This is a genomic window from Rhodoferax sp., from assembly GCF_028714215.1.
In the GTDB taxonomy this organism is placed as follows: domain Bacteria; phylum Pseudomonadota; class Gammaproteobacteria; order Burkholderiales; family Burkholderiaceae_C; genus Rhodoferax.
Genome location: NZ_JAQTMS010000069.1, coordinates 1 through 26476, shown reverse-complemented (window position 1 = coordinate 26476; position 26476 = coordinate 1). Strand labels below are relative to the sequence as shown.

The window sequence follows — 26476 nt, the reverse complement described above, 5'->3', positions numbered from 1 at the left end:
CGTTCATCTGGCCGTACACCATGGACACTTTGGACTCGCCCAGGTTCTTGCTGTTGACAACGCCGGAGTCCATCATCTCGTGATAGAAGTCGTTGCCTTCGCGGGTACGTTCGCCAACGCCGGCAAAGACCGACAGACCGGAGTGGGCCTTGGCGATGTTGTTGATCAGTTCCATCATGTTGACGGTCTTGCCGACGCCGGCGCCGCCGAACAGACCGACCTTGCCGCCCTTGGCAAACGGACACACCAGATCGATCACCTTGATGCCGGTTTCCAGCAGTTCCTGCGACGGACTGAGTTCGTCGTAGGTTGGGGCCTTGCGGTGAATCGAGGCGTGCAGTTTGGAATCGATCGGGCCGCGCTCGTCGATCGGCGTGCCCAGCACGTCCATGATGCGCCCGAGGGTCGCCTGACCGACCGGCACCATGATCGGGTGCGCGGTGTTGGACACCGTCAAGCCGCGCCGCAAGCCATCGCTGGAGCCCAGCGCAATGGTGCGCACGATGCCGTCACCGAGCTGCTGCTGCACTTCCAGCGTCAACGCCGTTCCTTCGAGCTTCAGAGCGTCATAAACCTTGGGCATCTGATCGCGTGGAAACTCCACGTCAACCACGGCACCAATACACTGAACAATTTTTCCTTGGGCTTGAGCCATCACGTTTGCTCCAATAAATTAAATCTTGCTAACTGCTTGCATCTGCCGGGCCTCTAGGCCCCGATCGCCGCAGCCCCGGAGACGATCTCCGACAATTCCTTGGTGATTGCCGCTTGACGGGTCTTGTTGTAGACCAGTTTCAACTCGCCAATCACATTGCCCGCGTTGTCCGTGGCCGCCTTCATGGCGACCATGCGCGCGGCATGTTCCGAGGCCATGTTCTCGGCGACCGACTGGTAGACCAGGGCCTCCACATAACGCACCAGCAGTTCATCGATCACGGCCTGGGCATCGGGCTCATAGATGTAATCCCAGCCATGCTTGGCACCGCTGGCGGTCTCGCTGGCCTGGGTTTCAGCCTGCATTCTGGCCGCCGACAAGGGCAGCAACTGTTCCAGCACCACTTCCTGCCGCATCGTGTTGATGAAGCGGGTGTAGGACAGATAAACGGCGTTGATCTCGCCCTTGGCATAGGCGTCGAGCAAGACCTTGACCGGACCAATCAAACGCTCCAGATGCGGTTTGTCGCCCAGATGCGTCACATGCGACACCACCTTGGCGCCGATGCGGTTGAGGAAACCGAAGCCCTTGTTGCCGATCGCCACCGCCTGCACCGATACGCCGGCCGATTGCAGTTCACGCAGCTTGTTGGTCACACTGCGCAGCAGATTGGTGTTCAGGCCGCCGCACAGTCCCTTGTCGGTGGTCACCACAATCATGCCGGCCACCTTGGCGTCGTTCGACTTCATGAAGGCGTGAACGTATTCCGGATTGGCCTGCCCCAGATTGGCGGCGATGTTGCGCACTCTCTCCGCATAAGGCCTTGCGGCGCGCATGCGGTCCTGCGCCTTGCGCATCTTGGACACGGAAATCATTTCCATGGCCTTGGTGATCTTCTTCGTGCTCTCGAAGTTCTTGATCTTGCCGCGTATTTCCTTGCCTGTAGCCATGAAAGCCTCCTTCGCTGTTCTAAGGTGACCTTAAGCGAATGACTTCTTGAAGGCGGCGATGGCAGCGTTCAATTCGGTCTCGGCGTCTTTGTCCATTGCCTTTTCGGCTTCCAGCTTGGCCAACAGCGCCACATTCTTGTCCTTCAGATAGCCGTGCAGACCGTGTTCGAAAGACAGCACCTTGTTGATCGCGATGTCGTCCAGGTAGCCCTTGTTGACGGCAAACAAGGTGACCGCCATCAAAGAGATGGGCAGCGGGCTGTACTGCGCCTGCTTGAGCAACTCGGTGACGCGGGCGCCGCGGTCGAGTTGTTTGCGGGTCGCTTCATCCAGGTCAGAGGCGAACTGCGCAAACGCAGCCAACTCGCGGTACTGCGCCAAGTCGGTACGGATACCGCCCGACTGGGCCTTGATCAACTTGGTTTGCGCTGCACCGCCGACGCGGGACACCGAAATACCGGCATTGATGGCAGGACGAACACCGGCATTGAAGAGCGAAGTTTCCAGGAAGATCTGGCCGTCGGTGATCGAGATCACGTTGGTCGGCACGAACGCCGACACGTCACCGGCTTGCGTTTCGATGATGGGCAACGCGGTCAGGGAACCGGTCTTGCCCTTGACCGCACCTTTGGTGAAGTCTTCGACATATTTTTCGTTCACACGAGCGGCACGTTCCAGCAAACGGCTGTGCAGATAGAAAACGTCGCCGGGGTAAGCTTCGCGGCCTGGCGGACGGCGCAGCAACAAGGACACCTGGCGGTAAGCAACCGCCTGCTTGCTCAGATCGTCGTACACGATCATGGCGTCTTCACCACGATCCCGGAAGTATTCGCCCATCGTGCAACCAGAGTAGGCGCTTACATATTGCATCGCCGCCGATTCCGAAGCGGTCGCGGCAACCACAATGGTGTAGGCCATGGCACCGGCTTGTTCCAGCGCCCGCACCACGTTCTTGACGCTGGAGGCCTTCTGGCCAATAGCGACATAAACGCAGGTCATGTTCTGACCCTTCTGGTTGATGATGGCGTCGATCGCCACCGCGGTCTTGCCGGTCTGGCGGTCGCCAATGATCAACTCGCGCTGACCACGCCCCACCGGCACCATGGAGTCGATTGACTTCAGGCCGGTCTGCATCGGCTGGCTCACCGACTGCCGTGCAATCACGCCAGGCGCCACTTTTTCAATCACGTCCGTCATCTTGGCGCTGATCGGACCCTTGCCGTCGATCGGCTGACCCAGCGCGTTGACGACGCGGCCCTTGAGTTCCGGGCCGACCGGCACTTCCAGAATACGGCCCGTGCACTTGACGGTGTCGCCTTCGGAAATATGCTCGTAAGCACCCAGAATCACGGCGCCCACCGAATCACGCTCCAGGTTCAGCGCCAGACCGTAGCTGGGCTGGCCTTCGGCGTCGGCCGGGAATTCGAGCATTTCGCCCTGCATCACGTCCGACAGGCCATGAATGCGGCAAATACCGTCGGTCACCGACACGACGGTACCCTGATTGCGAATGTTGGCGCTGGCGGACAGGCCTTCAATACGACTCTTGATCAGTTCAGAAATTTCTGCGGGATTGAGTTGCATGACTCTTTCCTTCTTTCGTTAATTGGGCCTGCGCCAACCTGGGGCTTGCGCCTCAAGCGGTCAAGGCCATTTTCATTTGTTCCAGAGAGGCTTTGACGGAAGAGTCAAGAACCTCATCACCCACCACCACACGAATGCCGCCGATCAAATCGGGCTGCAATTGAACGCTCACATTGAGTTTGCGGGCGAAGCGTTTTTCCAGCGTTGCCGCCAAATCCGAGAGTGCCGCGTCGCCAATGGCAAAAGCGCTGTACACGACTGCGTCGGATGAACCGCCTTGCGCATTCTTCAAGGCCCGAAACTGCTCGGCAATTTCAGGCAAAGCGCTCAAGCGGCCGTTTTCGATCACGGTACGCAGGAAGTTTTGCGCCATCTGCGGCAACGCCACTTTGGCGACACCGGCAATCACATCGAACACCTGCGCATTGGTGACATTGGGGTTGTCAGCGAATTGCTGCAACTGCGAGTTCTGCGCAATTTCCTGCAAGGCCTCGACCCAGACTGCGACTGCGTTCAAGTCAGCCGCGGCAGCCTTGAACAAGGCTTCGGCGTAAGGGCGGGCGATGGTGGCAAGTTCGGCCATGGTGGTCCTCTTACAGCTCAGTCTTCAAGCGACCCAGCAACTCAGCGTGGACACCGGCATTGACTTCCCTGCGCAGAATCTGCTCGGCACCCTTGACCGCCAATGCCGCGACTTGCTCGCGCAGTGCTTCGCGCGCCCTGACGGTTTGCTGCGCGGCTTCAACCTTGGCTGCGGCAACGATTTTGTTGCCTTCCTCGACCGCTTTTGCTTTGGCTTCTTCAACGATGGCTTGTCCGCGACGCTCCGCTTCTGCCAGACGGGCCGTAGTCTCGGTGCGTGACTTGGCCAGCTCCGCTTCAACGCGCTTGTTGGCGGTCGATAGCTCGGCCTTGGCCTTGTCGGCAGCCGCCAGGCCATCGGCAATTTTGCTGGCACGCTCATCCAACGCAGCCGCTATCGGCGGCCAGATCAGTTTCATCGTAAACAGCACCAGCAATGCGAAGACGATGGCTTGCACCACCAGTGTTGCATTAATGTTCACAGTAAGTCTCCTTCAACAAGGTTGTTGCAGGCGGGGTTTACTTGACCAGACGTGCGATTTGAGCCAGAAACGGGTTGGCCGTGGCGAACCACAGGGCAATACCGGTACCAATAATGAAGGCGGCGTCAATCAGACCAGCCAGCACGAACATCTTGGTTTGCAGTTCGCCCATGAGTTCAGGTTGACGCGCAGCGGCTTCCAGGTATTTGCTGCCCATGATGCCGATGCCGATACAAGCACCCAAGGCGCCCAGACCAATGATCAGGCCAGCAGCCAGCGCAGCAAAACTAATAACTTCCATGATTCACTCCTAGATTAACGAAAAAACAAAAGACAAAAACAAACCAAAAATCAATGCGCGTCGTGCGCTTGCCCGATGTAAACCAGAGTCAACATCATGAACACGAATGCTTGCAGCAGAATGATCAGGATGTGGAACACCGCCCACATCCAGCCCGCCACCACGTGCAGCAACAAAAGCGTCAGACTACCTGTGGGATCCTCAGAGAAAGCCCAAGAACCTCCGAGCAAAGCAATCAGCATGAATATCAGTTCACCGGCATACATATTGCCGAACAACCGCATGCCATGCGAGACGGTCTTGGCGGTGAACGAAATCAATTGTTCAGCGACATTGACCACGGCCAAAATCACCGCAGCGACCGGGTTCTTGCTGGTGCCGAAGGGCGCCGTCACCAACTCATGCGCCCAGCCGCCGATGCCTTTGATCTTGATGTTATAGAACAGACAGATGAATAAAACGGATACCGACAGACCCAGGCTGATCGACAGGTCGGCAGTCGGCACGACGCGTAAATAAGCGTGACTCACATCGTGCCCGGCCGCGCCATAGATCCAGCCCCACACCATGGGTAGCAGATCAAGCGGCAGCAAATCCATCGTGTTGAGCAGCACGATCCAGACAAACACCGTCAGCGCCAGCGGGGCCACCAGTTTGCGGCTCTTGGCATTGTGAACAATGGATTTGGCCTGGCCATCCACTAACTCAATCAGAATTTCGACCGCTGCCTGAAACCGGCCTGGCACACCGGAGGTGGCGTGGCGGGCCGCTTTCCAAAGGAAGAAACAGCCGACCACACCCAACAGAATCGAAAAGAACAGGGAGTCTATATTGAAGACCGAGAAGTCGACGATATCGACTTGCTTCTTGTTCTGCCAATGCGTCAGGTGGTGAACAATATATTCACTGGCTGTCGGAGCGTTTGCTTCTGCGGACATTGTTAACTCTTCAGTCTATTTTTTCAGTTGCGACCATGACTTGCGCACAAGCTAGTTTCCACTGAAACTACGTTTTGATTTTGGACGCATCAACAGCGCCACCCAATACACCTTCAGGGTCACGATCAAGCCAATCAGCATTGCCAACCAGTCCAAATCCGTGACCAACTGCGGGGCCGCAAAAAGCATGCCGACACTGACGGCAATCTTGATCGCTTCCCAGACAAAAAAACCAAACCCGGCGGTCGCCGCGTTAAGGGACGAGAACTGACTCATCAGACCCCGCGCAAACAACACGGCAGGAATAACCACCGCCAAGCCACCATAGCCAGCCGACCATGCCGCGCCCGACCTTCCGGTAAAACCCCAGGCAGCCAGCGCCACCAACAAGGTCACCATTACCTGCACAGCGACTATCCGCCAAGGTGAGACCGAGGGCTGCCGTTCTCGAAGCGCCTGCGCTTCCTCGGCACTGAGCCGCTTGAACGCCAACTCTTCAGACTCATCCGAGTCAAATCCGGAAACTGGCGTGATTATCGACATCTCAAATTACACGCAGGTTACGCCCGACGGCTGTCGCAAAGCCTTGAATTATACGTAGAAACCGGCATCTTTTCGACCTGTTCTATTGACAAATGTCAACTTGGAGGCGGCTGCCACGGCGGCCAGACGTCCCGGCATAATTGGTCCATGAACACTCTTCCCCCTCTTCCCTGCTATTTGAACGGTGAGTTCACCGAGCTTCCCAAGGCCAAGATCAGCGTCATGGACCGCGGCTTCATTTTTGGCGACGGTGTCTACGAGGTTGTACCGGTCTATGGCGGGCGCTTGTTCCGTTTTGACCAGCACATGGCACGACTCGACCGCAGTCTGGCTGAAGTGCGCATGGTCAACCCGATGTCGCGCGCCCAGTGGGTTGAGCTTGCGCTCAAATTGGTGGCCTCTTACGCTGATTACGCCGGCGCCAAGACCGAAGATATCAATCAACTGATCTACATCCAAATCACCCGTGGTGTCGCCATGCGCGACCACGTCATGCCCGCCAACATCACACCCACCGTGTTTGTCATGGCCAACCAGATGAATCTGGCCAGTGACGCGCAGCGCAGCCAGGGCGTGGCCTGCGTCACGGCGGACGACTTCCGCTGGGCAAAAGCCCACATCAAAAGCACCAGCCTGCTGGGCTCGGTCTTTGCCCGCCAGATCAGCTTTGACGCCGGCGCACTGGAAACTATCATGTTCCGCGACGGTTTTTTGAGCGAGGCCGCTGCCAGCAACGTTTGGGTCGTCAAGGCGGGCAAAGTACTGGGCACACCGAAAGACAATCTGGTCCTGGAAGGCATACGCTACGGTTTGATCGAGGAAATCTGCCGTAGCAAGGGTATTGGCTTTGAGTTGCGCCGTGTCAGCCGTGAGGAAGTTTCAAACGCCGACGAAGTGTTGCTGTCTTCGGCCACCAAGGAAGTGCTGCCCGTCACTACGCTGGACGGCCGGCCGGTCGGCAGCGGCCGGCCGGGTCCGGTGTACGCACGGCTTTATGCTGGCTACCAGGAGGCCAAAGCTCAGGCACAGCAGGGCGGCACCCCGTGACCAGCGCAGCCACCGAGTCGCTGATTGAATACCCGTCGCTGTTCCCGATCAAGGTCATGGGTGTCAAGGCCGAGGGCTTGGTGCACGCCATCACGCTGATTGCGCGGCAGTTTGACCCCACATTCGATGCCGCCACGGTCGAGTTGCGCGAGAGCAAGGGCGGCAAGTACCTGGGTGTGACCATCACCGTCACCGCCACCAGCCGCGAGCAGCTCGACGAGCTCTATCGCACGCTGAGCACACACCCGATGGTCAAGGTGGTGCTGTAGACCGCCATGGCCATGTCACCCCATCAGCTCGGTCTGGTCGACTACCTGCCGACCTATGCCGCCATGCAGGCCTTCACCGCCGCACGCACCCCGGAAACCCCCGATGCGCTATGGATTTGCGAGCATCCTGCGGTTTACACCCAGGGCCTGGCTGGCAAGCCCGAACATATCTTTAACCCGGCAGAAATTCCCGTGGTGCAAACCAACCGCGGTGGGCAGGTCACCTACCATGGCCCGGGCCAGGTGGTGGCCTATCCGCTGATCGACCTCAAGCGGGCCGGCTATTTCATCAAGGAATACGTGTACCGGATCGAGGAGGCGGTGATCCGCACGCTGCTGCATTTTGGTGTCACGGGGCACCGCGTCGCCGGAGCGCCGGGCATCTATGTCCGACTGGAGGATCCTGGTTCGCACGCCATGCTGCCGCAGCGCCCCAGGAAATCGGGGTCGAATCCAAGCGCGCAGCGCGCTGGATCGGACCCCAATTTGGTACCGCCAAAGCATGCTGCCAGTCCCGACTTCACGGGCCTGGGCAAAATCGCCGCCCTGGGCATCAAGGTCAGCCGCAATTGCACTTACCACGGCGTGGCACTCAATGTGGCGATGGACCTGGAACCCTATTCACGCATCAACCCGTGTGGTTATGCCGGGCTGCAAACCGTGGACCTTTCTACAATTGGGGTATCCGTCGGCTGGGCTGAAGCGGCCGACGTCCTGGGCCACAAGCTCGCAATCCATCTGGCACCCTGACGCCCCCTGAACGCCCTTATTCACCATGAACCCTAGCCACGACACCCCGGTAGCCACGCCGACGCTGCGCGAAGTCCAGCCGCAGACCGGCTACGACCCCTCGGTCAAACAGAAGGCTGCCGCCAAACTGTCACGCATTCCGATCAAGGTGCAGCCCGGCGAGGTGCTGAAAAAACCGGAATGGATTCGCGTCCGGGCCGGCTCGCCAAGCACCCGCTTTTACGAAATCAAGGACGTGCTGCGTTCCAACAAACTGGTGACGGTGTGCGAGGAGGCGTCCTGCCCCAACATCGGCGAGTGTTTCGGCAAGGGCACGGCCACCTTCATGATCATGGGCGACAAGTGCACCCGGCGCTGCCCGTTTTGCGATGTGGGCCATGGCCGCCCGGACCCCCTGGATGTGAACGAGCCGGCCAACCTGGCCAAAACCATCGCCCAGCTCAAACTCAAATATGTGGTCATCACCAGCGTCGACCGGGACGATTTGCGCGATGGCGGCAGCCAGCACTTTGTCGACTGCATCCGCCAGACCCGCGCGCTGTCACCCAGCACACAAATCGAGATTCTGGTGCCCGATTTCCGCGGTCGCGACGACCGGGCGCTGGAAATCCTGAAAGCCGCGCCGCCCGACGTGATGAACCACAACCTGGAAACCATACCGCGCCTGTACAAGGAGGCGCGACCCGGCAGCGACTATCAATTCAGCCTGAACCTGCTGAAAAAGTTCAAGTCCTTGTTCCCCAACGTGCCGACCAAGAGCGGCCTGATGGTGGGGCTGGGCGAAACCGACGATGAAATTCTGGCGGTGATGCGGGACATGCGGGCTCACGGCATCGAGATGCTGACCCTCGGCCAGTACCTGGCACCCTCCACTTCACATCTCACCGTGAAACGCTACGTGCACCCCGACAGCTTCAAGATGTTCGAGTCGAAAGCCTACGAAATGGGCTTCAAGCACGCCGCCGTGGGCGCCATGGTAAGGTCCAGCTACCACGCCGATTTGCAGGCTGGCCACGCGCTGGGCAAACCCGCCGGCTGATCGAAACACCTCTTTTTGAAAACTTCTTGCGCCTCTTGCACCGCGCTCGCTGACCCATGCCCAGTACTGTCGTCCCTTTTGAATCGGCCCTGCGTCACGCACTGAAATCAGCCCAGTGGGCGGGGCTGCGCCATTCGAGTGAAACCACCACCCAACGCGTCGTGCGCAACGACCGGCCGGAGCGAAACCAGAGTTCTCTCGAAGAAGGTGCCATGTGCGAGGTGCTGGTGGACGGTCATTTCGGCTATGCCGCCACCGCCGATCTCAGCGGAGCGGGTTTGCAGCGCGCCTTCGACCGCGCCATTGCCACCAGCCGCGCCACCAGTCCCTACAAAGTGCAGGCCTTCGGGCCTGGCCAACGGCCCAGGGCGGTAGGCAGCTACCGCAGCCCACGCCAGCGGGATCTGGACACCACCAGCCTGGCTGAAATTACCGACTGCCTGGTGGCTGCCTCGCAGGCCATGAAGCTGTCGGATGCGCTGGTCAATCGCAGCGCCAGTGCGATGCTGATCCAGACCGAGATCAACTTCTTTTCGTCCAACGGGTCGGACACCCGCCAGAGCTTCGACATGGCCGACGTCACCTTGTCGGCGACGGCCGCCGAAGGCCTCGAGTCCCAGACCCGGAGTTGGTCCCGGACCGGCCAGTTGGGTGGTGAAGTGTTTCATCGCGCCGCACTGGCGCAGCAAGCCGAAGACACCGCCCGCGAAGCGCTGGCGCTGCTACAGGCCGACAACTGCCCCTCGGCGCGCATGGACTTGATCCTGATGCCCGACCAGATGATGCTGCAAATCCATGAATCGGTGGGCCATCCGCTGGAGCTCGACCGCATCCTCGGCGACGAGCGCAACTACGCCGGCTGGAGCTTTGTCAAACAGCAGGATTTCGGCCACCTTCAATACGGCTCGGCCCTGATGAACGTGTCCTTCGATCCGACCATGGCGCATGAGCTTGCCAGCTATGCCTTCGACGATGGCGGCCATGCGGCCCGCAAGGAATTGCTGATCGAGCGCGGGGTGCTCAAGCGCGGTTTGGGCGCCCTCGAATCGCAGTTGCGCTCCGGCTTGCCCGGCGTCGCCAATTTTCGATCGTCCTCCTGGAACCGGGCGCCTATCGATCGAATGGCCAACATCAACCTGGAACCTGGCAACGCCTCCCTCGAAGAGCTGATTGGCCAGGTCGAGCGGGGCGTCTTGATGCGCACCAACCGGTCCTGGTCGATTGACGACTACCGCAACAAGTTCCAGTTCGGCTGTGAACTGGGCCAGTTGATCGAGAACGGAAAGCTTGGGAAAGTGGTGCGCAACCCGAACTACCGTGGTGTCACGGTGGACTTCTGGAACCGGCTGGCCGGCGTCGGCCGCGACCCGACCACCCACGGCACCGCTTTTTGTGGCAAGGGCGAACCCAGCCAGGTCATCCGGGTTGGCCATGCTTCGCCGCCGTGTCTGTTCCGGGATGTCGAAGTGTTCGGGGGTCAAGCATGAAAGCGCACGATTTCACGACCCGGGTGCAGCGGCATTTCGACCAGCTCAGCACCGAATTGCTGGCCCAGTTGGTCGTCGGCGAAGAAGCCACTCTTAACCTCAGCGCCGAAGAAACACTGTACGTGCGTTTCAACGGCAACCGCGTGCGCCAGAATACCGACGTCGAGCAGCTCAGCCTGGCGCTACGCCTGCAAAGCAATGGCCGCACGGTGGAAAAGAGCCGAACGCTCACCGGCCAGCTTGAGGTCGATCGGGCGGCCATGACCCGCTTGCTGGAGCGCTGCCGCCATGAAGCATCGGTGCTGCCGCTCGATCCCAACCAGGTGCCACTCGAGAACCACGGCACCAGCCATGAGGAATTCAGCGGCCAGTTGCTGGCACCCGAAGAAATCGTGCCGGCCGTGGTGGAGCCCGCCGCAGGCTGCGATCTGGCCGGTCTGTACGCTGGCGGCTGCATCATTCGGGGCAATCGAAACTCGAAAGGCCAGAGCCACTGGTTCGCCACCGAAACTTTCTTCCTGGATTATTCACTCTATAACGGACCCCAAGCCGCCAAGGGCAGCTATGCCGGCTCGCATTGGAACGCGGCCGACTGGGAGGCCAACCTGCAACGCACCAAGGCGCTGCTGCAACTGCTGAGCCGGCCGCAACAGGACGTGAAGCCGGGCGCTTACCGCACTTATCTGGCGCCGCGCGCTTTTTCTGACCTGCTTGGCATGTTGGGCTGGAATGCCCTCTCCGGCGCCGCCTGGAAGCAGGGCCGCAGCCCGTTCAAGAAGCTCGCCGAAAGGCAGGCCCACCTGTCGCCGCTGCTGCACGTCGACGAGAACTTCGCTTTGGGCCTGACGCCACGCTTCAACAGCCTCGGCGAGGTTTCGGCAACGACGTTTCCACTGATCGAGGACGGCGAACTCAAGACCTTGCTGGTGAGTTCGCGCAGCGCCAAGGAATACGGTTTGCTGGCCAACGCCGCGTCGGAAACCGAAGCGCCGCGCGCCCTGGATGTCAGACCCGGATCGCTGGAGGAAAAAGACATCCTGCCAGCGCTTGGCACGGGTCTTTACCTGTCCAACCTGCACTACCTCAACTGGAGCGACCCGGTATCGGCTCGCGTCACGGGCATGACGCGGTACGCCTGCTTCTGGGTTGCTGGCGGCGAGATCGTCGGCCCGATCAAGGACTTGCGCTGGGACGAGAGCCTCTACAGCGCGCTGGGCAGCAAGCTGATGGCACTGACGACTGGGGCCGAAATCGACCCCGCGGTGGACACTTATTTTCAACGCGCCCTGGGTGGCTCCCGCACGCCTGGCGCATTGATTGACAATTTCACCTTCACCCTTTAGAACTTGTCCGTAAATAACTGGGGGCCCCAGTTATTTACGGACAAGTTCTTAGACGCCGTCGCGATCCGCGGCATGGTGCGCGCCGGTCGGCTGGCGCAATGGCGGCGGGCTGAGCGGCAAGCACAATGGCCCTGGTATGGATAAAATCAAGCCTGTTGCGTATCCCAAAATTCAAGGAATCACCATGTCCAGCCCCACTCCCAGCACGCAGGTTACCGAAATTGACCCGGTCGAAGCAGTCGTCTCTTCGATCCCTCTGGTGTTGCCTCTGGCCGGTGCCGTACTGATATTTTTGTTGGCCTTCATTGCTGTTTCAATGGCCTGACGAACCGATGCTCCCGATTGTTCGGGACAATTCACCATTAAAAATGCCACCGATCGGTGGCATTTTTAATGAGCGGCGCAAACCGCGCCGAATCACGGCTCGCTCCTGCTTTATCAGGATTCGCTACGCGACCGGGCGGCTTCAAGGTCCGCCATCACACGCGGATCGGCCTTGGCCAGCGCCCACAGGCGTTCGTCGGCACGGGCTCTCGCGAGGCGCTCGGACCAAGCGTTCAGAGCCCCCACTGCAGTAACAGCCAACTTACGCGCCGGCGCCGAAAACAGAGCCAATGCGGCAAAGCCGATCAACCACAGGGCGACCCAGGCGGCCAACAAATGGCCATCCGCCCAGGTGTCAATCAACTGGTCCGCCACCACCACCAGTGCCGACACCATGGCTGCCAGCAACATGACGCTCAAACCCCTGGTGCTGTCGAAGCCACGGCGTATTGCCCTCACTCCGGCAACCGCCGACTCAACGCGGGCAAGACCCAGATGCCGGGAGGGGAAACTGGGTTGTATAAAACTGGCCATGATCAAATCCTTACTTCAACACCACGCCATGAACGGCGCGGACATGGTCTTATATTAGGGTTTACGCTAATATGTTTCAAATTTATTTGTATGATTCAACCTATTCACAATGGTGATTAATTCCTTCCATGAACCCAAGCAATTTCCGCACACTTGATTTGAACCTGCTGCGGGTTTTCGATGAAGTGATGACCGAACGCAGCCTGACCCGGGCGGCACGCAAGCTCTCACTCACGCAGCCGGCGGTCAGCAATGCGCTGCGCAGATTCCGCGAGGCCGTGGGCGACGAACTGATCAAGCGCAATGGTCAGGCGATGGCGCCGACGCCTCGCGCCTTGGCGCTGTGGCCGGCAGTGCGCGACGCACTGCGCCAACTGCAAGAGGTCCTGACCCCCAGCAACTTTGTTCCGGCCCAGGCCAACACCACCTTCGTGCTGGCCATGGCCGACGCCACTGCGGCGGCACTGATACCGGGCCTGGTCGAAGTCATGGACCGCGAGGCTCCCGGCGTCTCGATCCGCGTGGTCCCCCTGACCACCCGCGATCCGCGCCGTCTGCTCGAGGACGAAGCGGTCGACCTGGCGATTGGCTACTTCCCCGCGGCTTTCGCTGATTTGACAGCCCGTGCGCAGGCCGGCGAAGCCATCGCGTTCAGCCAGCAACGGCTTTACAGCGGCGAATACGTGTGCGTGATGCGTCGCGATCATCCCCTGGCCAAAGGGCCCTTTACTCTGAATCGGTATTGCGCCGCGCGCCACTTGCTGGTCAGTTTTTCGGGACGTCCTTTTGGTTTCGTTGACGAAGCTTTGGCACTGCTCAAGCGCGAGCGCCGTATCGTGCTCACGGTGAATCAGTTTTTTACCGCGGGCAAGGTCGTAACCCACTCCAATTTGCTGACCGTTTTGCCGCGCCATTTCGTGAACAGTACCGGTTTGACGGACCAGTTGGTGCTGCGGGAATTGCCTTTTGCCGTGCCGACGGTTCATGTTGACGCCCTCTGGCACCACCGCTTGCACCGCGTCAGTGCCCATGAATGGTTGCGCGCCACCATCTCGGCCGTAGCGAATTCCGCATTTACCGTCTGAAAAACAGCCCAATGAAGATCCAGTTGCTGTCAGACCTGCACCTTGAAGTCCACCCGCATTGGGTCGCCACCCCGGCACCGGGGGCTGATCTGTTGCTGCTGGCGGGTGACGTCGGCTCCTACCAGGCCGGCTCGCTGCTGCCGGATGACGACTTTGGCCTGACCCGCTTTTCGCCCCACCAGGGCTGGCCGACACCGGTGCTGTTTGTACCCGGCAACCATGAGTACGACACACTTGACTTCGACGCGGCACACGCGCGCCTGCGCGAAACTTGCGGGCGGTTGGGCATCGGCTGGCTGGAGCGGGAAGTCGTCACCTACCGGAGCCGGCATGGCAGGCCGGTTCGCTTTGTCGGCACCACACTGTGGAGCGACTTCGACGCCCTCGGTCCGCTCGCGACAACAGCGGACACCCTCTCTGCCGGACTGCTCGCGCAACAACTCAGGGCGCGCGACAAGGCCTTTCGGGCCGCCAACTATTACCTGAAGAAAACCGGAACCACCCGGCAGGGCGTGCCGATGCTGGCCGAGAGTGCGCGCGAGCAGGCCCTGCTGTGCCAGGACTGGTTGACAAAAGCGCTGCTGGAACCCTTTGACGGTATCACGGTGGTGCTAACCCATTTCGCCCCCAGCCTCCTGAGCGCCGATCCGCGCTATGGCGTCGCACCGGGGACGGCCGGGTTTTGCAGTGCACTGGACCACTTGCTACCCCTGGCCCAGTTTTGGCTGCATGGTCACTTGCACGCCCCCAGCGATTACGTCAAGAATGGCTGCCGCGTCGTCGCCAATCCGCTGGGCTACGCCAGAAAGAACGAGCAAACTGCTTTTGATGCCACGTTTTGCATCCAGCTCCGAGACCGCAACGACGTTGGGTACACTGGTGTTTTGACAGAGGAACTCAAATGAAAATTCTTCTCGCCGTCGATGGCAGTCCCTACACCAAAAAGATGCTGGCCTACCTGACCACGCATGATGAATTGTTTACCCCGGGCAACGACTACACCGTGTTCACGGTCCAACCCGTGCTGCCGCCCCGGGCACGCGCCGCTGTTGGCAAGGAGATTGTCGACAAATACTATGCCGAGGAGGCCGAGAAGGTATTGGCCCCGGTGTCCAAATTTCTACTGCGCCACGGCATCGACGCCAAGAGCAGTTGGAAGATCGGCCATGCCGGCGAGAGCATCGCCAAGTTGGCCGACAGCGGAAAATTCGACCTGTTGATCATGGGCTCGCATGGCCACGGCACCCTGGTCAATCTTGTGATGGGTTCGGTCGCCACCCAGGTGCTGGCCAATTGCAGGGTGCCGGTGCTGCTGGTGCGTTAGGTCAGCGACACCGCCGCCGCGGCGGTCAAGGCGGTCGTGAGCGCATCCAGAACCAGAGAGTCCAGATTCCAGCAATGCCAGTACAACTCGACCGGCAACGCATTGCCGGGTGCAATGTCCACCAGACTGCCGTCATTCAGCTGTTCGCGCACCTGCAGTTCCGGCACCACGCTGACACCCCACCCATCCAGCACGGCACGCACCTGTCCTTGCGAGCTGGGCACATACAACTGACGTAGCGCGATATGTTTGAGATTGAGGGCGCGCGCGACGAACTCCGACTGCAAGTCGTCCTTGCGGTTAAAGGCAATGAAGGGCAAGGCGCGAAAATTGTGCGGTGACAAACCATCCGGGCAATGCTCGGCGGCGTAGGCCGCCTGTGCCACCGCCACATAACGCATGGCCCCCAGCGGCACCAGCCGGCAACTCCTTAAGGCCTGCTTGACAGTAGTCACGCAACCCAGCACCTGACCTTCGCGCAGCCACTCAATGGTGAAATCCTGGTCATCGGTGATGATCTCCAGACCCAAACCCTGACGTGCCACCCGCCCGAGCGCCGGCAGGGCCCAGGTGGCGATGCTGTCGGCGTTGATGGCAATCGAAATTCGCTCCACGTCTTGTCCACCACCCCCGGCGCCGGGTGCCAGATCCTTGAGATCACGCTCCAGATCGGCCCGCAGTAGCCGCATCTGCATGGCATGCTTGAGCAGCAAGCGCCCCGCCGAGGTGGCCCGCAAGGGGCGGCTGCGCACAATCAGCGCGGTTCCAACCTGCACCTCAAGCGAGCGCAGGCGCTGCGACACGGCGGACTGGGTGATCGAGAGGCGCACCGCGGCGCGCTCAAAGCCCCCCTCTTCCACTATGGCGGCAAGACATTCCAGGGCGTTGAGGTCAAAGGTATTCATGGCAGAAGAAGTTTTGATGCTTCTTCACAAAATTCAGTCTGGCTTCTATTATTTCACGACCTCACCCAGGAACCAGTGAACCAAGCTGCAAGCCATGGCCATGGCGCGATCTGACTTGATAAGAAACAAGTCATCCCGATGTTGGGTGGCATAGGCTTGCAGATGGAGGTCTGTATGCACAAAGTCCGTGAACCTGCTGTTGCTGGTGCCTTTTATCCCGGTCGAAGCTCAACCTTGTCCAGCCATGTCATGGCCTTGCTGGCCAACGCCAACACCAGTACCGACAACGCCACCGCGCCCAAGGCCATCATCGTGCCCCATGCCGGCTACATCTACTCCGGGGCCACGGCCGCGTTGGCCTACGCGCGTCTGGCGGCGGCACGAACAAGCATCCGGCGTGTCATCTTGCTGGGTCCGGTACACCGGGTAGCGGTGCGGGGCCTGGCCCTGCCCGGTGTCGATTACTTTGCCACGCCCCTGGGCCAGATCGAGATCGATCAAGCCGCAGTTGCGGCGATCACGCCGCTGCGCCAGGTGGTAGTGAGCCCGGCAGCCCACGCACCGGAGCACTCGCTGGAGGTGCAACTGCCGTTTCTGCAGGCGGTGCTGCAAGACTTCAAGCTGGTCCCGCTGGCGGTGGGTGACGCCACGCCGGCAGAAGTGGCTCAAGTGCTGGAGGTGCTCTGGGGCGGAGCGGAAACGCTGATCGTGATCAGTTCCGACTTGTCGCACTTCCTGCCTTACCGCGCGGCACAGGCCGTCGACCAGGAGACCGTGCAAAACATTCTGGCCATGGACGGCGCACTGACGCACCAACAGGCTTGCGGCGGCACGCCGGTCAACGGCTTGCTGCTGGCGGCCACGCGGCACCACCTGCGGCCCCAGTTGCTGGGACACTGCAATTCCGGTGACACCGCCGGCGACAAGGGCCGCGTCGTCGGCTACGCCGCTTTTGCCTTCATGGAACCTTGCGGGACAGACCGTAGCGACACGCAGTGCGCAAGCTCTGTCCCCAACATTTTGTCGGATGTTGGAGGTCCACCTTGCGGGACAGACCGCAGCGACACAAGGTGCGCAAGTCCTGTCCCCAACCGTATGTCGGGTGTTGAACGTCCGCCCTGCGGGACAGACCGCAGCGGCAGGAGCACCCGCACCTTCCTCAACACTTCAGGATCCCATGATGTCCACTGATTCCACAAAATCGGCAGTTGATCACCCCAAGCAGACGCCGGCCCCGGCGCGGCATCAGGACGATACGCAACACACCGCTTGGGCGCTGCCTGAGCCCGGCACCACACTGCTACCGATTGCCCGCGCCGCCATCTCGACAGCGCTGGGGCGCAGCCACGTGGCGGCCGAGGATGCGGTCTGGCTGCAGGAGTTGGGCGCCTCTTTTGTCACCCTGACCCAGCAGGGGCAATTGCGCGGCTGCATCGGCACACTGGAAGCGCGCCGCCCGCTACTGGCCGACGTGAAGGCGAACGCGGTCGCCGCCGCCCTGCGCGACCCACGCTTCTTGCCGCTGGCCGTCACGGAGCTTGAATACACCGAGATCGAAGTGTCTTTGCTGTCACCGATGCAAGCCATGCAGTTTGACAGTGAAGCGCAGGCGCTGGCCCAGTTGCAGCCCGGCATTGACGGCGTGGTGCTCGAGTTCCAGCATTTCCGCAGCACTTTTCTGCCGCAGGTCTGGGAGCAACTGCCCACGGCATCCGAGTTCATGTCCCATCTCAAGCGCAAGGCCGGGCTGCCAGCCGACTTTTGGGCCAAGGGCATGCGACTACAGCGCTACGGGGTGCGCAAATGGAAGGAAAAAGATCTCCGGCCCGCCGCCCACGCGCTGGCAGGAGCGACCGGTCGCGGGAAGCCATGATGCGGGAATCGAGTTACCCCGGGCGCTACTGGCACATGTTGACCGACGGCCGCATGCAGTGCGATCTGTGCCCGCGCGACTGCCGCTTGCACGAGGGCCAGCGCGGCGCCTGTTTTGTGCGCGCCCGCCAAGGCGGGCAGATGATTCTCACCACCTACGGGCGTTCCTCCGGCTTTTGCATAGACCCGATCGAGAAAAAACCGTTGAACCAGTTCTACCCCGGCAGCAGCGTGCTGTCCTTCGGCACCGCCGGCTGCAATCTGGCCTGCAAGTTTTGCCAGAACTGGGACATCAGCAAGTCGCGCGACATGGACCGCCTGATGGATCAGGCCTCACCGCAGACCATCGCCGCCGAGGCCCTCAAATATGACTGCCGAAGTGTCGCCTTCACCTACAACGACCCGGTGATCTTTGCCGAGTACGCCATGGATGTGGCCGACGCCTGCCATGCGCTGGGCGTGCAGGCTGTGGCAGTGACGGCCGGCTACATGCACGACCAACCACGGCGTGACTTTTACGCCAGGATGGACGCTGCCAATGTGGACCTGAAAGCCTTCACCGACGAGTTCTACTTCAGGCTCACCGGCGCGCACCTGCAACCTGTCCTCGACACCCTGGTCTACCTCAAGCATGAAACGCAGGTCTGGTTCGAGATCACTACCTTGTTGATCCCGGGCCACAACGATTCCGACGCCGAAATCACAGCCATGAGCCAATGGCTGATGCGGGAGCTCGGGCCTGATGTGCCGCTGCACTTCTCGGCCTTCCACCCCGACCACAAGATGCCTGAGGTACCCGCCACCCCGCCAGCCACGCTGGTGCGGGCGCGCAACATCGCCATCCAGCAGGGCCTGCACTACGTCTACACCGGCAACGTGCATCACGCAGAAGGCGACACCACCTACTGCCCGGGCTGCCGCACGCCGCTGATCGTACGCGACTGGTACCAGATCAAACAATACCGCCTGGGCGCTGACGGCCACTGCCCGGACTGCGGCGCTGCCGTGGCCGGGCGTTTTGGCGCAAACGCCGGCAACTTTGGCCGCAAACGGATTCCGATCGCCATCAACCGGGCATGAAACTCTGAGGCCAGACCAGAGCCTGGCGCAGTCTTGTCCGCAACCGATCAGGAGACAGATCATGAACTCGCAACTGCTAAGCATCCCGGCCGAAGGCGTCCATCTCGAAGGCCTGCTGGAACTCCCGGCGACGGCCCCGGGCATCGTGCTGTTCGCCCATGGCAGCGGCAGCGGCCGCCACAGCCCGCGCAACAATTACGTGGCGCGGGTGTTGCGCGACAAGGGCATGGGCACCTTGTTGCTGGACTTGCTCACGGTTTCCGAAGACCTGGACTACCAGACCCGCTTTGACATTGCCTTGCTGACGCACCGCCTGCTGCTCTCCACCCACTGGGTCAGGCAACACACGCCCCCGACGCGGCAGTTGGCGATTGGCTACTTCGGCGCCAGCACCGGGGCTGCCGCGGCGCTACAGGCCGCGGCAGCCTTGGGCGATGAAATTCATGCCGTGGTATCGCGTGGCGGTCGTCCGGATCTGGCCGGAACGCAGGCGCTGGCGAGGGTCAAGTCGCCCACCTTGCTGCTGGTGGGGAGCCTGGACGAGCAGGTGCTCGAACTCAACCGCGAGGCCTATGCCCGGTTGCACTGCAGCAAGGAGCTGGCCATTATTCCAGGGGCGACGCACCTGTTTGAAGAAACCGGCACGCTGGAACAGGTGGCGGATCGGGCCGCCGCCTGGTTCAGCCGACACCTCAAAACCTGAGTCAAGCCCCTTTCAGTATCTCGATCACCTGGTCGTCGTCGACCTGCGGGAAATGCTGGTAAAACTGTCCCACCGCCTGGAAGAATAGCGGTGCCTCGAGACACACCACCTCATCCGCCAGAGCAGCCACTTTGTCCAGCGTATCGGGTGGTGCCACCGGCACGGCGCAAATCAGTTTCGCCGGTTTACCGACGCGCAAGCCGTGCAGTGCCGAAATCATGGTGGCACCGGTGGCCAGGCCATCGTCGATCACGATGACGATGCGTCCCTTGGTGTCTATCGGCGGGCGAATCGGCGTGTACTGGGCACGGCGCCGGCGGATGGTTTCCATCTGGGCTCGCTTCTCGGATGCGATGTACGCCGCGTCCGCGCCATACAGTTCGGCGTAGTCGGACCGATAAGTCCAGCCGCTTTCATTGACCGAGCCAATCGCCAGTTCCGGCTGCTGCGGCGCGCGCAGCTTGCGCACCAGCACCACATCAAGTTCACCGCCCAGTTGGTCGGCGATGATTCTGGCCATCGGCACCGCGCCGCGTGGAATCGCCAGGATCAGCGGATTTTTGCCACGGTAGGCTTGCAGTCTTTCGGCCAGACGACTGGCCGCGTCCTCGCGATCACGAAACATGGTTGCCATCCTCCATCCGAATGAAGTTTGATGCGTTGCGCTGGCGAAAGCTTGATTTTTCTCAACGCGATGCCTCCCAGCCAGACTATTCTGAAACCGTTTAGGTGGCGCGATGGGCGGCCATCTGGCTGTTAACTATTGAGGCTTGGCAAGCAGATGGTGACTCAACTGAAGGACTTCGCAACCTCGGCGGTCGCCGTGGTTGAGCCGGAAACCCCCGCGCTGGTGGTAGCCCAACTGATGCGCCGGCATCACATTGGCGCCTTGGTGGTGGTTGACGCCCAGGAGAAAACTCGACCCGTCGGCATCGTGACGGATCGCGATCTGGTACTCGAGTTGGTGGCCGAAGAGCTCGATCCGACGGTCTTTACCGCTGGCGACATCATGTCGGTCGATCTGGTCCTGGCCGACCCCGAAATGGACGCCATGGATGCGGTCCAGCTGATGCGAACGCACCGCCTGCGCCGGCTGGTCATTGCGGACGCTGAAGGTCGACTGGTAGGCATCGTCAGCCTGGAGGACGTGCTTGAACTGCTGACGCATGAACTGGCCGATCTTGCCGCCAGTCTTGCCGGCGCCAGGGATCGCGAGATCGACCAGAGAGGCTAGTACCAAACAGGGCGCGTATGGAGAGACCCCCAGTCATTCACAAAACTGCGGCCGATTTTCGGCTGCCACCCCATTGGACCGACTACCAGGGTGGGCGCAGCGCTTTCTCCTGGGATGCCGCGCGAGGTGGCTTGCGCGGCTTGCCGGGAGGTGGTCTGAACATTGGCTTCGAGGCGGTTGACCGGCATGCCGAAACGGCCTTGCGCGACCAGACCGCGCTGCACTTTGTGGCCCGCAATTCGCCTGCCGTCGATCTGAGCTACGGCGAGTTGGCGCGGCAAACCAATCGCTTTGCCAACGTATTGCAAGGGCTTGGCGTCGGCAAAGGCGACCGCCTGTTTGTGCTGGCCGGACGCATTCCCGAGCTGTACCTTGCGGTGCTGGGCGCACTGAAGAATGGCACCGTGGTGACGCCGCTGTTTTCGGCCTTCGGCCCGGAGCCGATTGCCAAGCGCATCCAGCTCGGCGCCGGCCAGGTATTGGTGACCACCGATTCTCTCTACCGGCGCAAGGTCAAACTGTGGCGCCAGCAGATGCCCACGCTGCGCCACGTGCTGCTGGTGGCCGAGGACGGCGGCATCAGCAACGAGCCGGACACGCTCGACTGGGCGACCTTGATGGCGGCGGCGCCGGATACCTTCACCACCGTGCCGACACAGCCGGATGACCCCGCCTTGCTGCATTTCACCAGCGGCACCACCGGCACCCCCAAAGGCGCGTTGCACGTGCATGGCGCGGTCGTTACCCACTATGCCACCGGGCGCTATGCGCTCGATCTGCACCCGCAGGACCGCTACTGGTGCACTGCCGACCCGGGTTGGGTCACCGGCACTTCCTATGGCATCATCGCGCCGCTGCTGCAAGGCGTCAACTCGCTGATCGACCGCGAGGAGTTCGATGCCCAGCGCTGGTACACGCTGCTGGAGCAGGAAGGCATCACGGTCTGGTACACCGCACCGACCGCCATCCGCATGCTGATGAAAGCCGGCGTGGCGCTGGCGGACCAGCACCGCTGGCCGGCCCTGCGTTTTGTCGCCAGCGTCGGCGAGCCGCTTAACCCCGAAGCCGTCTGGTGGGGCAAGGAAGTGCTGGGCTTGCCGATTCACGACAACTGGTGGCAGACCGAGACCGGCGGCATCATGATTGCCAACACGCCGGCCTTTGACATCAAGCCGGGCTCCATGGGCCGGCCGCTACCGGGCATCGAGGCCTGCATCGTCGAGCATCTGGAAGCCGAGGACGAGCCGCCGCGGGTGCGCGTCATCGACCGCCCGGACGTTGAAGGCGAACTGGCCTTGAAGGCCGGCTGGCCGTCGATGTTTCGCGGCTACCTGAACAACGAGGCGCGCTACCGCAAGTGTTTTGCCGGCGACCTCTATTTGACCGGCGATCTGGCGCGGGTTGACGCCGATGGCTATTACTGGTTCGTCGGCCGCGCCGACGACGTCATCAAGTCGGCCGGGCACCTGATAGGCCCGTTCGAGGTCGAGAGTGTGCTGATGGAACACCCGGCGGTGGCCGAGGCCGGTGTCATCGGTAAACCCGACCCCATGGTGGGCGAGGTGGTCAAGGCTTTTGTCTCGCTCAAGGACGGCTACGCGCCCGGTGAGGCACTGCGCCTGGACATCATGGCGCATGCCCGCAAGCGCCTGGGGGCGGCCGTGGCACCGAAGGAGATTGCTTTTCTGCCGACCTTGCCGCGCACCCGCAGCGGCAAGATCATGCGCCGCCTGCTGAAGGCGCGCGAACTGGGTCTGCCGGAAGGCGATACCTCGACCCTGGAGGGCGGCGCATGACGGATTTTCAAGTAGCGGCTGCGCCAATTGGCCCGGTGCCTTGGGACAAGGCCTTTGCCGTGGCCGTGCTGTCCGACATGCTGCGCATCCGCCGCCTGGAGGAGAAGGCGGCCGAGCTGTACGGCTTGCAAAAGATTCGCGGCTTTCTGCACCTGTACATCGGGGAAGAGGCGGTGGCCGCCGGTGCCTTGCGGGTACTCCAGCCGCAGGACAACGTCGTGGCCACCTACCGCGAGCACGGCCACGCCCTGCTGCGCGGCCTCCCGATGAGTTCCATCATGGCCGAGATGTACGGCAAACAGCAGGGTTGTTCGCGCGGACGCGGCGGCTCCATGCACCTGTTCGACCGGGCGCACCGCTTCTTCGGCGGGCAAGCCATTGTCGGCGGCGGCCTGCCGCTGGCGGCAGGCTTGGCGCTGGCCGACAAGATGTCCGGGCGCAAAGCGCTGACCGCCTGCTTTTTCGGTGAAGGCGCGATGGCCGAAGGCGCGTTTCACGAGGCCATGAACCTGGCCACGCTGTGGCAACTGCCGGTGCTGTTCTGCTGCGAGAACAATCTCTACGCCATGGGCACGGCACTGGCGCGTTCCGAATCGCAGACCGATCTGTGCCTCAAGGCGGCGTCCTACGGCACGCCCACCATGCGGGTTGATGGCATGGACGTGGTGGCGGTGCATGAAACTGTGCAGCGCGCCGCGCGGCAGGTACGCGAGCAACCAGGCCCGGCGTTTGTGGAACTGCGGACCTACCGCTTTCGCGCCCACTCGATGTTCGACCCCGAGCTGTACCGCGACAAAAAGGAAATCGAGGCCTGGAAGACACGCGGGCCGATCCACACCTACAGCGCGCGCCTGAAAGCGCAAGGCAGCCTGACGGAAGCCGAATTTCTGGCCCTGGACGCGGCAGCGCAAGGCGAGGTCGAAGCCGCCGTCGCCTTTGCCGAAGCGGGTACTTGGGAGCCCGTGGAGGACTTGCTGCGCGACGTGCACACGCCTGCCGGCCAGCAAATCAGCGCAGACGCCGCCGCCCGGGGGGGTGTCTGATGGGTCGGCGCATCAGCTACCGCGAAGCGTTGCGCGAGGCGCTGCGGGACGCTCTGCAAGCCGACACCCGCGTCTTTCTGATGGGCGAGGATGTCGGCCGCTATGGCGGCACCTATGCGGTATCCAAGGGCCTGCTGGACGAGTTTGGCCCGGAGCGCATTCGCGATACGCCGCTGTCCGAACTCGGCTTTGTCGGTGCCGGTATCGGTGCCGCGCTGGGCGGCATGCGCCCGATTGTCGAGGTCATGACGGTCAACTTCAGCCTGCTGGCGCTGGACCCCATCGTGAACACGGCCGCCATGTTGCGCCACATGTCGGGCGGCCAGTTCTCGGTGCCCATCGTGATCCGCATGGCGACCGGCGCCGGACGCCAGGTGGCGGCCCAGCATTCCAACAGTTTCGAGGGCTGGTACGCCCACGTGCCGGGCCTGCGCGTGCTGGCCCCGGCCACGGTGGAAGATGCACGCGCCATGCTGGCACCGGCGCTGGCGGACCCAGACCCGGTGCTGATCTTCGAACACGCGCAGCTCTACAACCTGGAGGACGAACTGCCGGATGGCGCACCGCCCGTGGTGGACATCCACAGCGCCCGCGTGCGCCGCACCGGCACCGATGTCAGCCTGATCACGCACGGCGGCAGCCTGCCCAAGGCGTTACAGGCGGCCGAGGAGTTGGCAATGCAAGGCATCGGCGCCGAGGTGATCGACCTGCGCGTGTTGCGCCCGCTCGACGACGCCACCGTGATGGCTTCGGTGCGCAAGTGCCGCCGTGCCCTGGTGGTGGACGAGGGCTGGCGCTCCGGCAGTCTGGCGGCCGAGATCATGGCCCGCATCTGCGAGCAGGCCTTCTTCGACCTCGATGCGCCGCTGGCCCGGGTCTGCAGCGAGGAGGTTCCGATTCCGTATGCCCGCCACATGGAAGAAGCCGCGCTGCCCCAGGTGCCGAAAATCGTCGCTGCCGTGCACGCCTTGCTGGGGCACACAGCATGATCGAGTTCAAGCTGCCGTCGCTGGGCGCCGACATGGACGAAGGCACGCTGCTCAGTTGGGCCGTGAAGCCGGGCGACAGCGTCAAGCGCGGTCAGGTAGTGGCCGTGGTAGACACGTCCAAAGCGGCGGTGGACGTCGAAATCTGGCACGACGGCGTGCTGCACGAGTTGCTGGTGCAGCCGGGTCAGAAGGTGCCGGTGGGCACGCTGTTGGCGACGCTGCTGGAACCGGGCGAGCTGGCGCCGATGTCAGCGGAGTTGACCGCGGCGGCCGAGCTGGCACCAGCCTCCGTCCCGGCATCCGCTCCAGCGCCTGAAACGCAACACCTGCCGCAAGCCTCCAAAATGCCGATCACCACGCGGCCTGCCGTGTCGCCCTCGGCACGCCAGCGGGCCAGGGTTTTGGGTATAGCCCCCGACAGCGTGCGGGGCACCGGTGCGCAGGGGTCGGTGACGCTGGCCGACATCGAAGCGGCTGCCGCCGCGCCAACGACGCATGCGGCGGGAACGGCACCCAGCCCCAACGCAGCAGCCGATCGGCAGACCGAAATGCGCAAGGCCATTGCCGCCGCCATGAGCCGTTCCAAGCGCGAGATTCCGCACTATTACCTGGCCGAGACCATCCCTATGGCCAATGCGCTGGCCTGGCTGCAGGAACGCAACCAGGACCGGCCCATTAGCGAACGCATCCTCAGCGCCGCGCTGCTGCTCAAGGCCGTGGCCGTGGCCTTGCAACGCACGCCCGAACTCAACGGCTTTTACCGCGACGGGCAGTTTCAGCCCAGCGCCGCCGTGCATGCCGGTGTCGCCATCTCACTGCGCGGTGGCGGGCTGGTGGCTCCGGCACTGCACGACGTCGCTGACAAACCACTGGCGCTGTTGATGCGCGAGCTGGCCGATCTGGTCAAGCGCGCGCGCGCCGGCTCGCTGCGCAGTTCCGAGATGAGCGATCCCACTGTCACCATCACCAACCTGGGCGACCAGGGCGTGGCGTCGGTGTTCGGCGTGATCTACCCGCCGCAGGTGGCGCTGGTGGGCTTTGGTGCGATCGCGCCGCGCCCCTGGGTGCTGGGCGGTGAAGTGCGTGTCCAACCGCTGGTTTGCGCCACCTTGGCCGCCGATCACCGGGCCTCGGACGGGCATCGCGGCGCCCTGTTTCTGGTTGAACTGCGCGAGTTGCTGCAACAACCGCAAACACTGGCTGGTGTTTGATCAGAACCGGCCTGCACGCGAGGAGCCTGAGCATGAAAACCGATCGGCAAACACTACAGGAAGCCGTTTTGTCCTTGTTGCGCGCGATTGCGCCGGAACTCGATCCCGACGCGCTGGCACCCGAGCAAGCGCTGCGCCACCAGGTCGATCTGGATTCGATGGACTGGCTCAATTTCCTGGTCAGCCTGCATGAGCGCTTCGGTGTGCAGGTGGCGGAGTCGGACTACGCCCGACTGATTTCGCTCAACGACGTGCTGGACTACCTGCAAGCCCGATTGCTCTAAGGATTTGATGATTAAGGTCCACGCCCCAAGGGGCTGAAGCGTTACAGGCCGATGAAACAACAAACCCTAGCCATGGCAGCCGATCAGACTTTCGAGAACTACCGCAAGCCCACGCGACGCGA

General features: G+C 61.9%; 30 protein-coding genes and 1 pseudogene. 20 read left to right on the top strand and 11 right to left on the bottom strand.

Translation table 11 applies throughout. From position 1 onward, the window contains the following. The 8 genes and pseudogenes from PHS32_RS21845 to PHS32_RS21810 form a co-directional block, all read right to left on the bottom strand. Positions 1 to 655 (bottom strand): annotated as a pseudogene (locus PHS32_RS21845) (F0F1 ATP synthase subunit beta); the annotation flags it as partial. Positions 656 to 708: 53 nt separating this feature from the next. Further along, positions 709 to 1605: a F0F1 ATP synthase subunit gamma gene (gene atpG, locus PHS32_RS21840; protein ID WP_301081525.1), complete on the bottom strand. Its 897-nt coding sequence runs from the start codon at positions 1603 to 1605 to the stop codon at positions 709 to 711. A 30-nt stretch (positions 1606 to 1635) separates the two neighbouring features. After that, on the bottom strand, positions 1636 to 3189 hold the full coding sequence (atpA, locus tag PHS32_RS21835) for a F0F1 ATP synthase subunit alpha (protein ID WP_301081524.1): 1554 nt from the start codon (positions 3187 to 3189) through the stop codon (positions 1636 to 1638). A 52-nt stretch (positions 3190 to 3241) separates the two neighbouring features. Then, entirely contained in the window at positions 3242 to 3772 is a 531-nt protein-coding gene (locus PHS32_RS21830; protein ID WP_301081523.1) for a F0F1 ATP synthase subunit delta, read from the bottom strand. 10 nt (positions 3773 to 3782) lie between these two features. Continuing rightward, positions 3783 to 4253 carry a F0F1 ATP synthase subunit B gene (locus PHS32_RS21825; protein ID WP_301081522.1) on the bottom strand — a complete coding sequence of 157 codons (471 nt, stop codon included), beginning with the start codon at positions 4251 to 4253 and terminating at the stop codon, positions 3783 to 3785. Between the two features lie 37 nt (positions 4254 to 4290). Then, complete coding sequence (atpE, locus tag PHS32_RS21820; RefSeq protein ID WP_188709704.1) at positions 4291 to 4557, bottom strand: F0F1 ATP synthase subunit C; 267 nt, start codon at positions 4555 to 4557, stop codon at positions 4291 to 4293. 47 nt (positions 4558 to 4604) lie between these two features. Continuing rightward, on the bottom strand, positions 4605 to 5492 hold the full coding sequence (gene atpB / locus PHS32_RS21815) for a F0F1 ATP synthase subunit A (protein WP_301081521.1): 888 nt from the start codon (positions 5490 to 5492) through the stop codon (positions 4605 to 4607). Positions 5493 to 5543: 51 nt separating this feature from the next. Then, a complete protein-coding gene (locus PHS32_RS21810) occupies positions 5544 to 6035 on the bottom strand; it encodes an ATP synthase subunit I (RefSeq protein WP_301081520.1) in 492 nt (163 codons plus the stop codon). A gap of 147 nt (positions 6036 to 6182) precedes the next feature. Between PHS32_RS21810 and PHS32_RS21805 the strand changes: the two genes are divergently transcribed. From PHS32_RS21805 to PHS32_RS21775, 7 genes are all read left to right on the top strand, one after another. Further along, the gene (locus PHS32_RS21805; RefSeq protein WP_301081519.1) at positions 6183 to 7082 is read left to right on the top strand and encodes a D-amino acid aminotransferase; all 900 of its coding nucleotides are present in this window, start codon (positions 6183 to 6185) and stop codon (positions 7080 to 7082) included. Continuing rightward, entirely contained in the window at positions 7079 to 7351 is a 273-nt protein-coding gene (locus tag PHS32_RS21800) for a DUF493 family protein (RefSeq protein ID WP_301081518.1), read from the top strand. The genes PHS32_RS21805 and PHS32_RS21800 overlap by 4 nt, the downstream gene beginning before the upstream one ends. A 6-nt stretch (positions 7352 to 7357) precedes the next feature. Continuing rightward, positions 7358 to 8101, top strand: a complete 744-nt coding sequence (gene lipB / locus PHS32_RS21795) for a lipoyl(octanoyl) transferase LipB (RefSeq protein WP_301081517.1) — start codon at positions 7358 to 7360, stop codon at positions 8099 to 8101. Positions 8102 to 8126: 25 nt separating this feature from the next. Then, positions 8127 to 9140 carry a lipoyl synthase gene (lipA, locus tag PHS32_RS21790; RefSeq protein WP_301081516.1) on the top strand — a complete coding sequence of 338 codons (1014 nt, stop codon included), beginning with the start codon at positions 8127 to 8129 and terminating at the stop codon, positions 9138 to 9140. A 56-nt stretch (positions 9141 to 9196) separates the two neighbouring features. Continuing rightward, on the top strand, positions 9197 to 10627 hold the full coding sequence (locus tag PHS32_RS21785) for a TldD/PmbA family protein (protein ID WP_301081515.1): 1431 nt from the start codon (positions 9197 to 9199) through the stop codon (positions 10625 to 10627). Next, complete coding sequence (locus PHS32_RS21780; RefSeq protein ID WP_301081514.1) at positions 10624 to 11970, top strand: metallopeptidase TldD-related protein; 1347 nt, start codon at positions 10624 to 10626, stop codon at positions 11968 to 11970. The genes PHS32_RS21785 and PHS32_RS21780 overlap by 4 nt, the downstream gene beginning before the upstream one ends. A gap of 184 nt (positions 11971 to 12154) precedes the next feature. Further along, positions 12155 to 12295: a hypothetical protein gene (locus tag PHS32_RS21775; protein WP_301081513.1), complete on the top strand. Its 141-nt coding sequence runs from the start codon at positions 12155 to 12157 to the stop codon at positions 12293 to 12295. Between the two features lie 113 nt (positions 12296 to 12408). On the opposite strand, the gene PHS32_RS21770 is transcribed toward PHS32_RS21775, so the two are convergent. Beyond that, complete coding sequence (locus PHS32_RS21770; protein ID WP_301081512.1) at positions 12409 to 12828, bottom strand: hypothetical protein; 420 nt, start codon at positions 12826 to 12828, stop codon at positions 12409 to 12411. Between the two features lie 128 nt (positions 12829 to 12956). On the opposite strand from PHS32_RS21770, the gene PHS32_RS21765 reads away from it, so the two are divergent. Genes PHS32_RS21765 through PHS32_RS21755 form a run of 3 tightly spaced genes read left to right on the top strand, consistent with a single transcriptional unit; the run spans position 12957 to position 15237 of the window. Further along, positions 12957 to 13913, top strand: a complete 957-nt coding sequence (locus PHS32_RS21765; protein WP_301081511.1) for a LysR family transcriptional regulator — start codon at positions 12957 to 12959, stop codon at positions 13911 to 13913. An 11-nt stretch (positions 13914 to 13924) separates the two neighbouring features. After that, positions 13925 to 14818 carry a metallophosphoesterase gene (locus PHS32_RS21760; RefSeq protein ID WP_301081509.1) on the top strand — a complete coding sequence of 298 codons (894 nt, stop codon included), beginning with the start codon at positions 13925 to 13927 and terminating at the stop codon, positions 14816 to 14818. Beyond that, positions 14815 to 15237: a universal stress protein gene (locus PHS32_RS21755; RefSeq protein ID WP_301081508.1), complete on the top strand. Its 423-nt coding sequence runs from the start codon at positions 14815 to 14817 to the stop codon at positions 15235 to 15237. The genes PHS32_RS21760 and PHS32_RS21755 overlap by 4 nt, the downstream gene beginning before the upstream one ends. Here the strand turns inward: PHS32_RS21755 and PHS32_RS21750 are convergent. Beyond that, positions 15234 to 16142, bottom strand: coding sequence for a LysR family transcriptional regulator ArgP (locus PHS32_RS21750; RefSeq protein ID WP_301081506.1), 909 nt, complete (start codon positions 16140 to 16142; stop codon positions 15234 to 15236). The two genes, PHS32_RS21755 and PHS32_RS21750, sit on opposite strands and share 4 nt — an antisense overlap. A gap of 174 nt (positions 16143 to 16316) precedes the next feature. On the opposite strand from PHS32_RS21750, the gene amrB reads away from it, so the two are divergent. The 4 genes from amrB to PHS32_RS21730 all read left to right on the top strand — a co-directional run bounded on the left by amrB (position 16317) and on the right by PHS32_RS21730 (position 19797). Then, positions 16317 to 17333 (top strand): AmmeMemoRadiSam system protein B, encoded by a 1017-nt coding sequence (amrB, locus tag PHS32_RS21745; protein ID WP_301081504.1) that lies wholly within the window; start codon positions 16317 to 16319, stop codon positions 17331 to 17333. Further along, positions 17323 to 18015, top strand: a complete 693-nt coding sequence (gene amrA / locus PHS32_RS21740; RefSeq protein ID WP_301081503.1) for an AmmeMemoRadiSam system protein A — start codon at positions 17323 to 17325, stop codon at positions 18013 to 18015. Before amrB ends, amrA begins: the two co-directional genes overlap by 11 nt. Further along, the gene (amrS, locus tag PHS32_RS21735; RefSeq protein WP_301081501.1) at positions 18012 to 19094 is read left to right on the top strand and encodes an AmmeMemoRadiSam system radical SAM enzyme; all 1083 of its coding nucleotides are present in this window, start codon (positions 18012 to 18014) and stop codon (positions 19092 to 19094) included. The genes amrA and amrS overlap by 4 nt, the downstream gene beginning before the upstream one ends. 61 nt (positions 19095 to 19155) lie before the next feature. Further along, positions 19156 to 19797: an alpha/beta hydrolase gene (locus tag PHS32_RS21730; protein ID WP_301081500.1), complete on the top strand. Its 642-nt coding sequence runs from the start codon at positions 19156 to 19158 to the stop codon at positions 19795 to 19797. 1 nt (position 19798) lies between these two features. Here the strand turns inward: PHS32_RS21730 and PHS32_RS21725 are convergent, their stop codons facing one another. Then, positions 19799 to 20422 (bottom strand): phosphoribosyltransferase family protein, encoded by a 624-nt coding sequence (locus PHS32_RS21725; RefSeq protein WP_301081499.1) that lies wholly within the window; start codon positions 20420 to 20422, stop codon positions 19799 to 19801. Between the two features lie 156 nt (positions 20423 to 20578). Between PHS32_RS21725 and PHS32_RS21720 the strand changes: the two genes are divergently transcribed. Genes PHS32_RS21720 through PHS32_RS21695 form a run of 6 tightly spaced genes read left to right on the top strand, consistent with a single transcriptional unit; the run spans position 20579 to position 26354 of the window. Next, a complete protein-coding gene (locus tag PHS32_RS21720; protein ID WP_301081498.1) occupies positions 20579 to 21031 on the top strand; it encodes a CBS domain-containing protein in 453 nt (150 codons plus the stop codon). A 17-nt stretch (positions 21032 to 21048) separates the two neighbouring features. Then, the gene (gene acsA / locus PHS32_RS21715; RefSeq protein WP_301081497.1) at positions 21049 to 22827 is read left to right on the top strand and encodes an acetate--CoA ligase; all 1779 of its coding nucleotides are present in this window, start codon (positions 21049 to 21051) and stop codon (positions 22825 to 22827) included. Next, on the top strand, positions 22824 to 23870 hold the full coding sequence (pdhA, locus tag PHS32_RS21710) for a pyruvate dehydrogenase (acetyl-transferring) E1 component subunit alpha (protein ID WP_301081496.1): 1047 nt from the start codon (positions 22824 to 22826) through the stop codon (positions 23868 to 23870). The genes acsA and pdhA overlap by 4 nt, the downstream gene beginning before the upstream one ends. After that, complete coding sequence (locus tag PHS32_RS21705) at positions 23870 to 24859, top strand: alpha-ketoacid dehydrogenase subunit beta (protein ID WP_301081495.1); 990 nt, start codon at positions 23870 to 23872, stop codon at positions 24857 to 24859. Before pdhA ends, PHS32_RS21705 begins: the two co-directional genes overlap by 1 nt. Next, the gene (locus PHS32_RS21700; protein ID WP_301081494.1) at positions 24856 to 26070 is read left to right on the top strand and encodes a dihydrolipoamide acetyltransferase family protein; all 1215 of its coding nucleotides are present in this window, start codon (positions 24856 to 24858) and stop codon (positions 26068 to 26070) included. Before PHS32_RS21705 ends, PHS32_RS21700 begins: the two co-directional genes overlap by 4 nt. 32 nt (positions 26071 to 26102) lie before the next feature. After that, positions 26103 to 26354: a phosphopantetheine-binding protein gene (locus PHS32_RS21695; RefSeq protein ID WP_301081492.1), complete on the top strand. Its 252-nt coding sequence runs from the start codon at positions 26103 to 26105 to the stop codon at positions 26352 to 26354. Positions 26355 to 26476 lie beyond the last annotated feature (122 nt).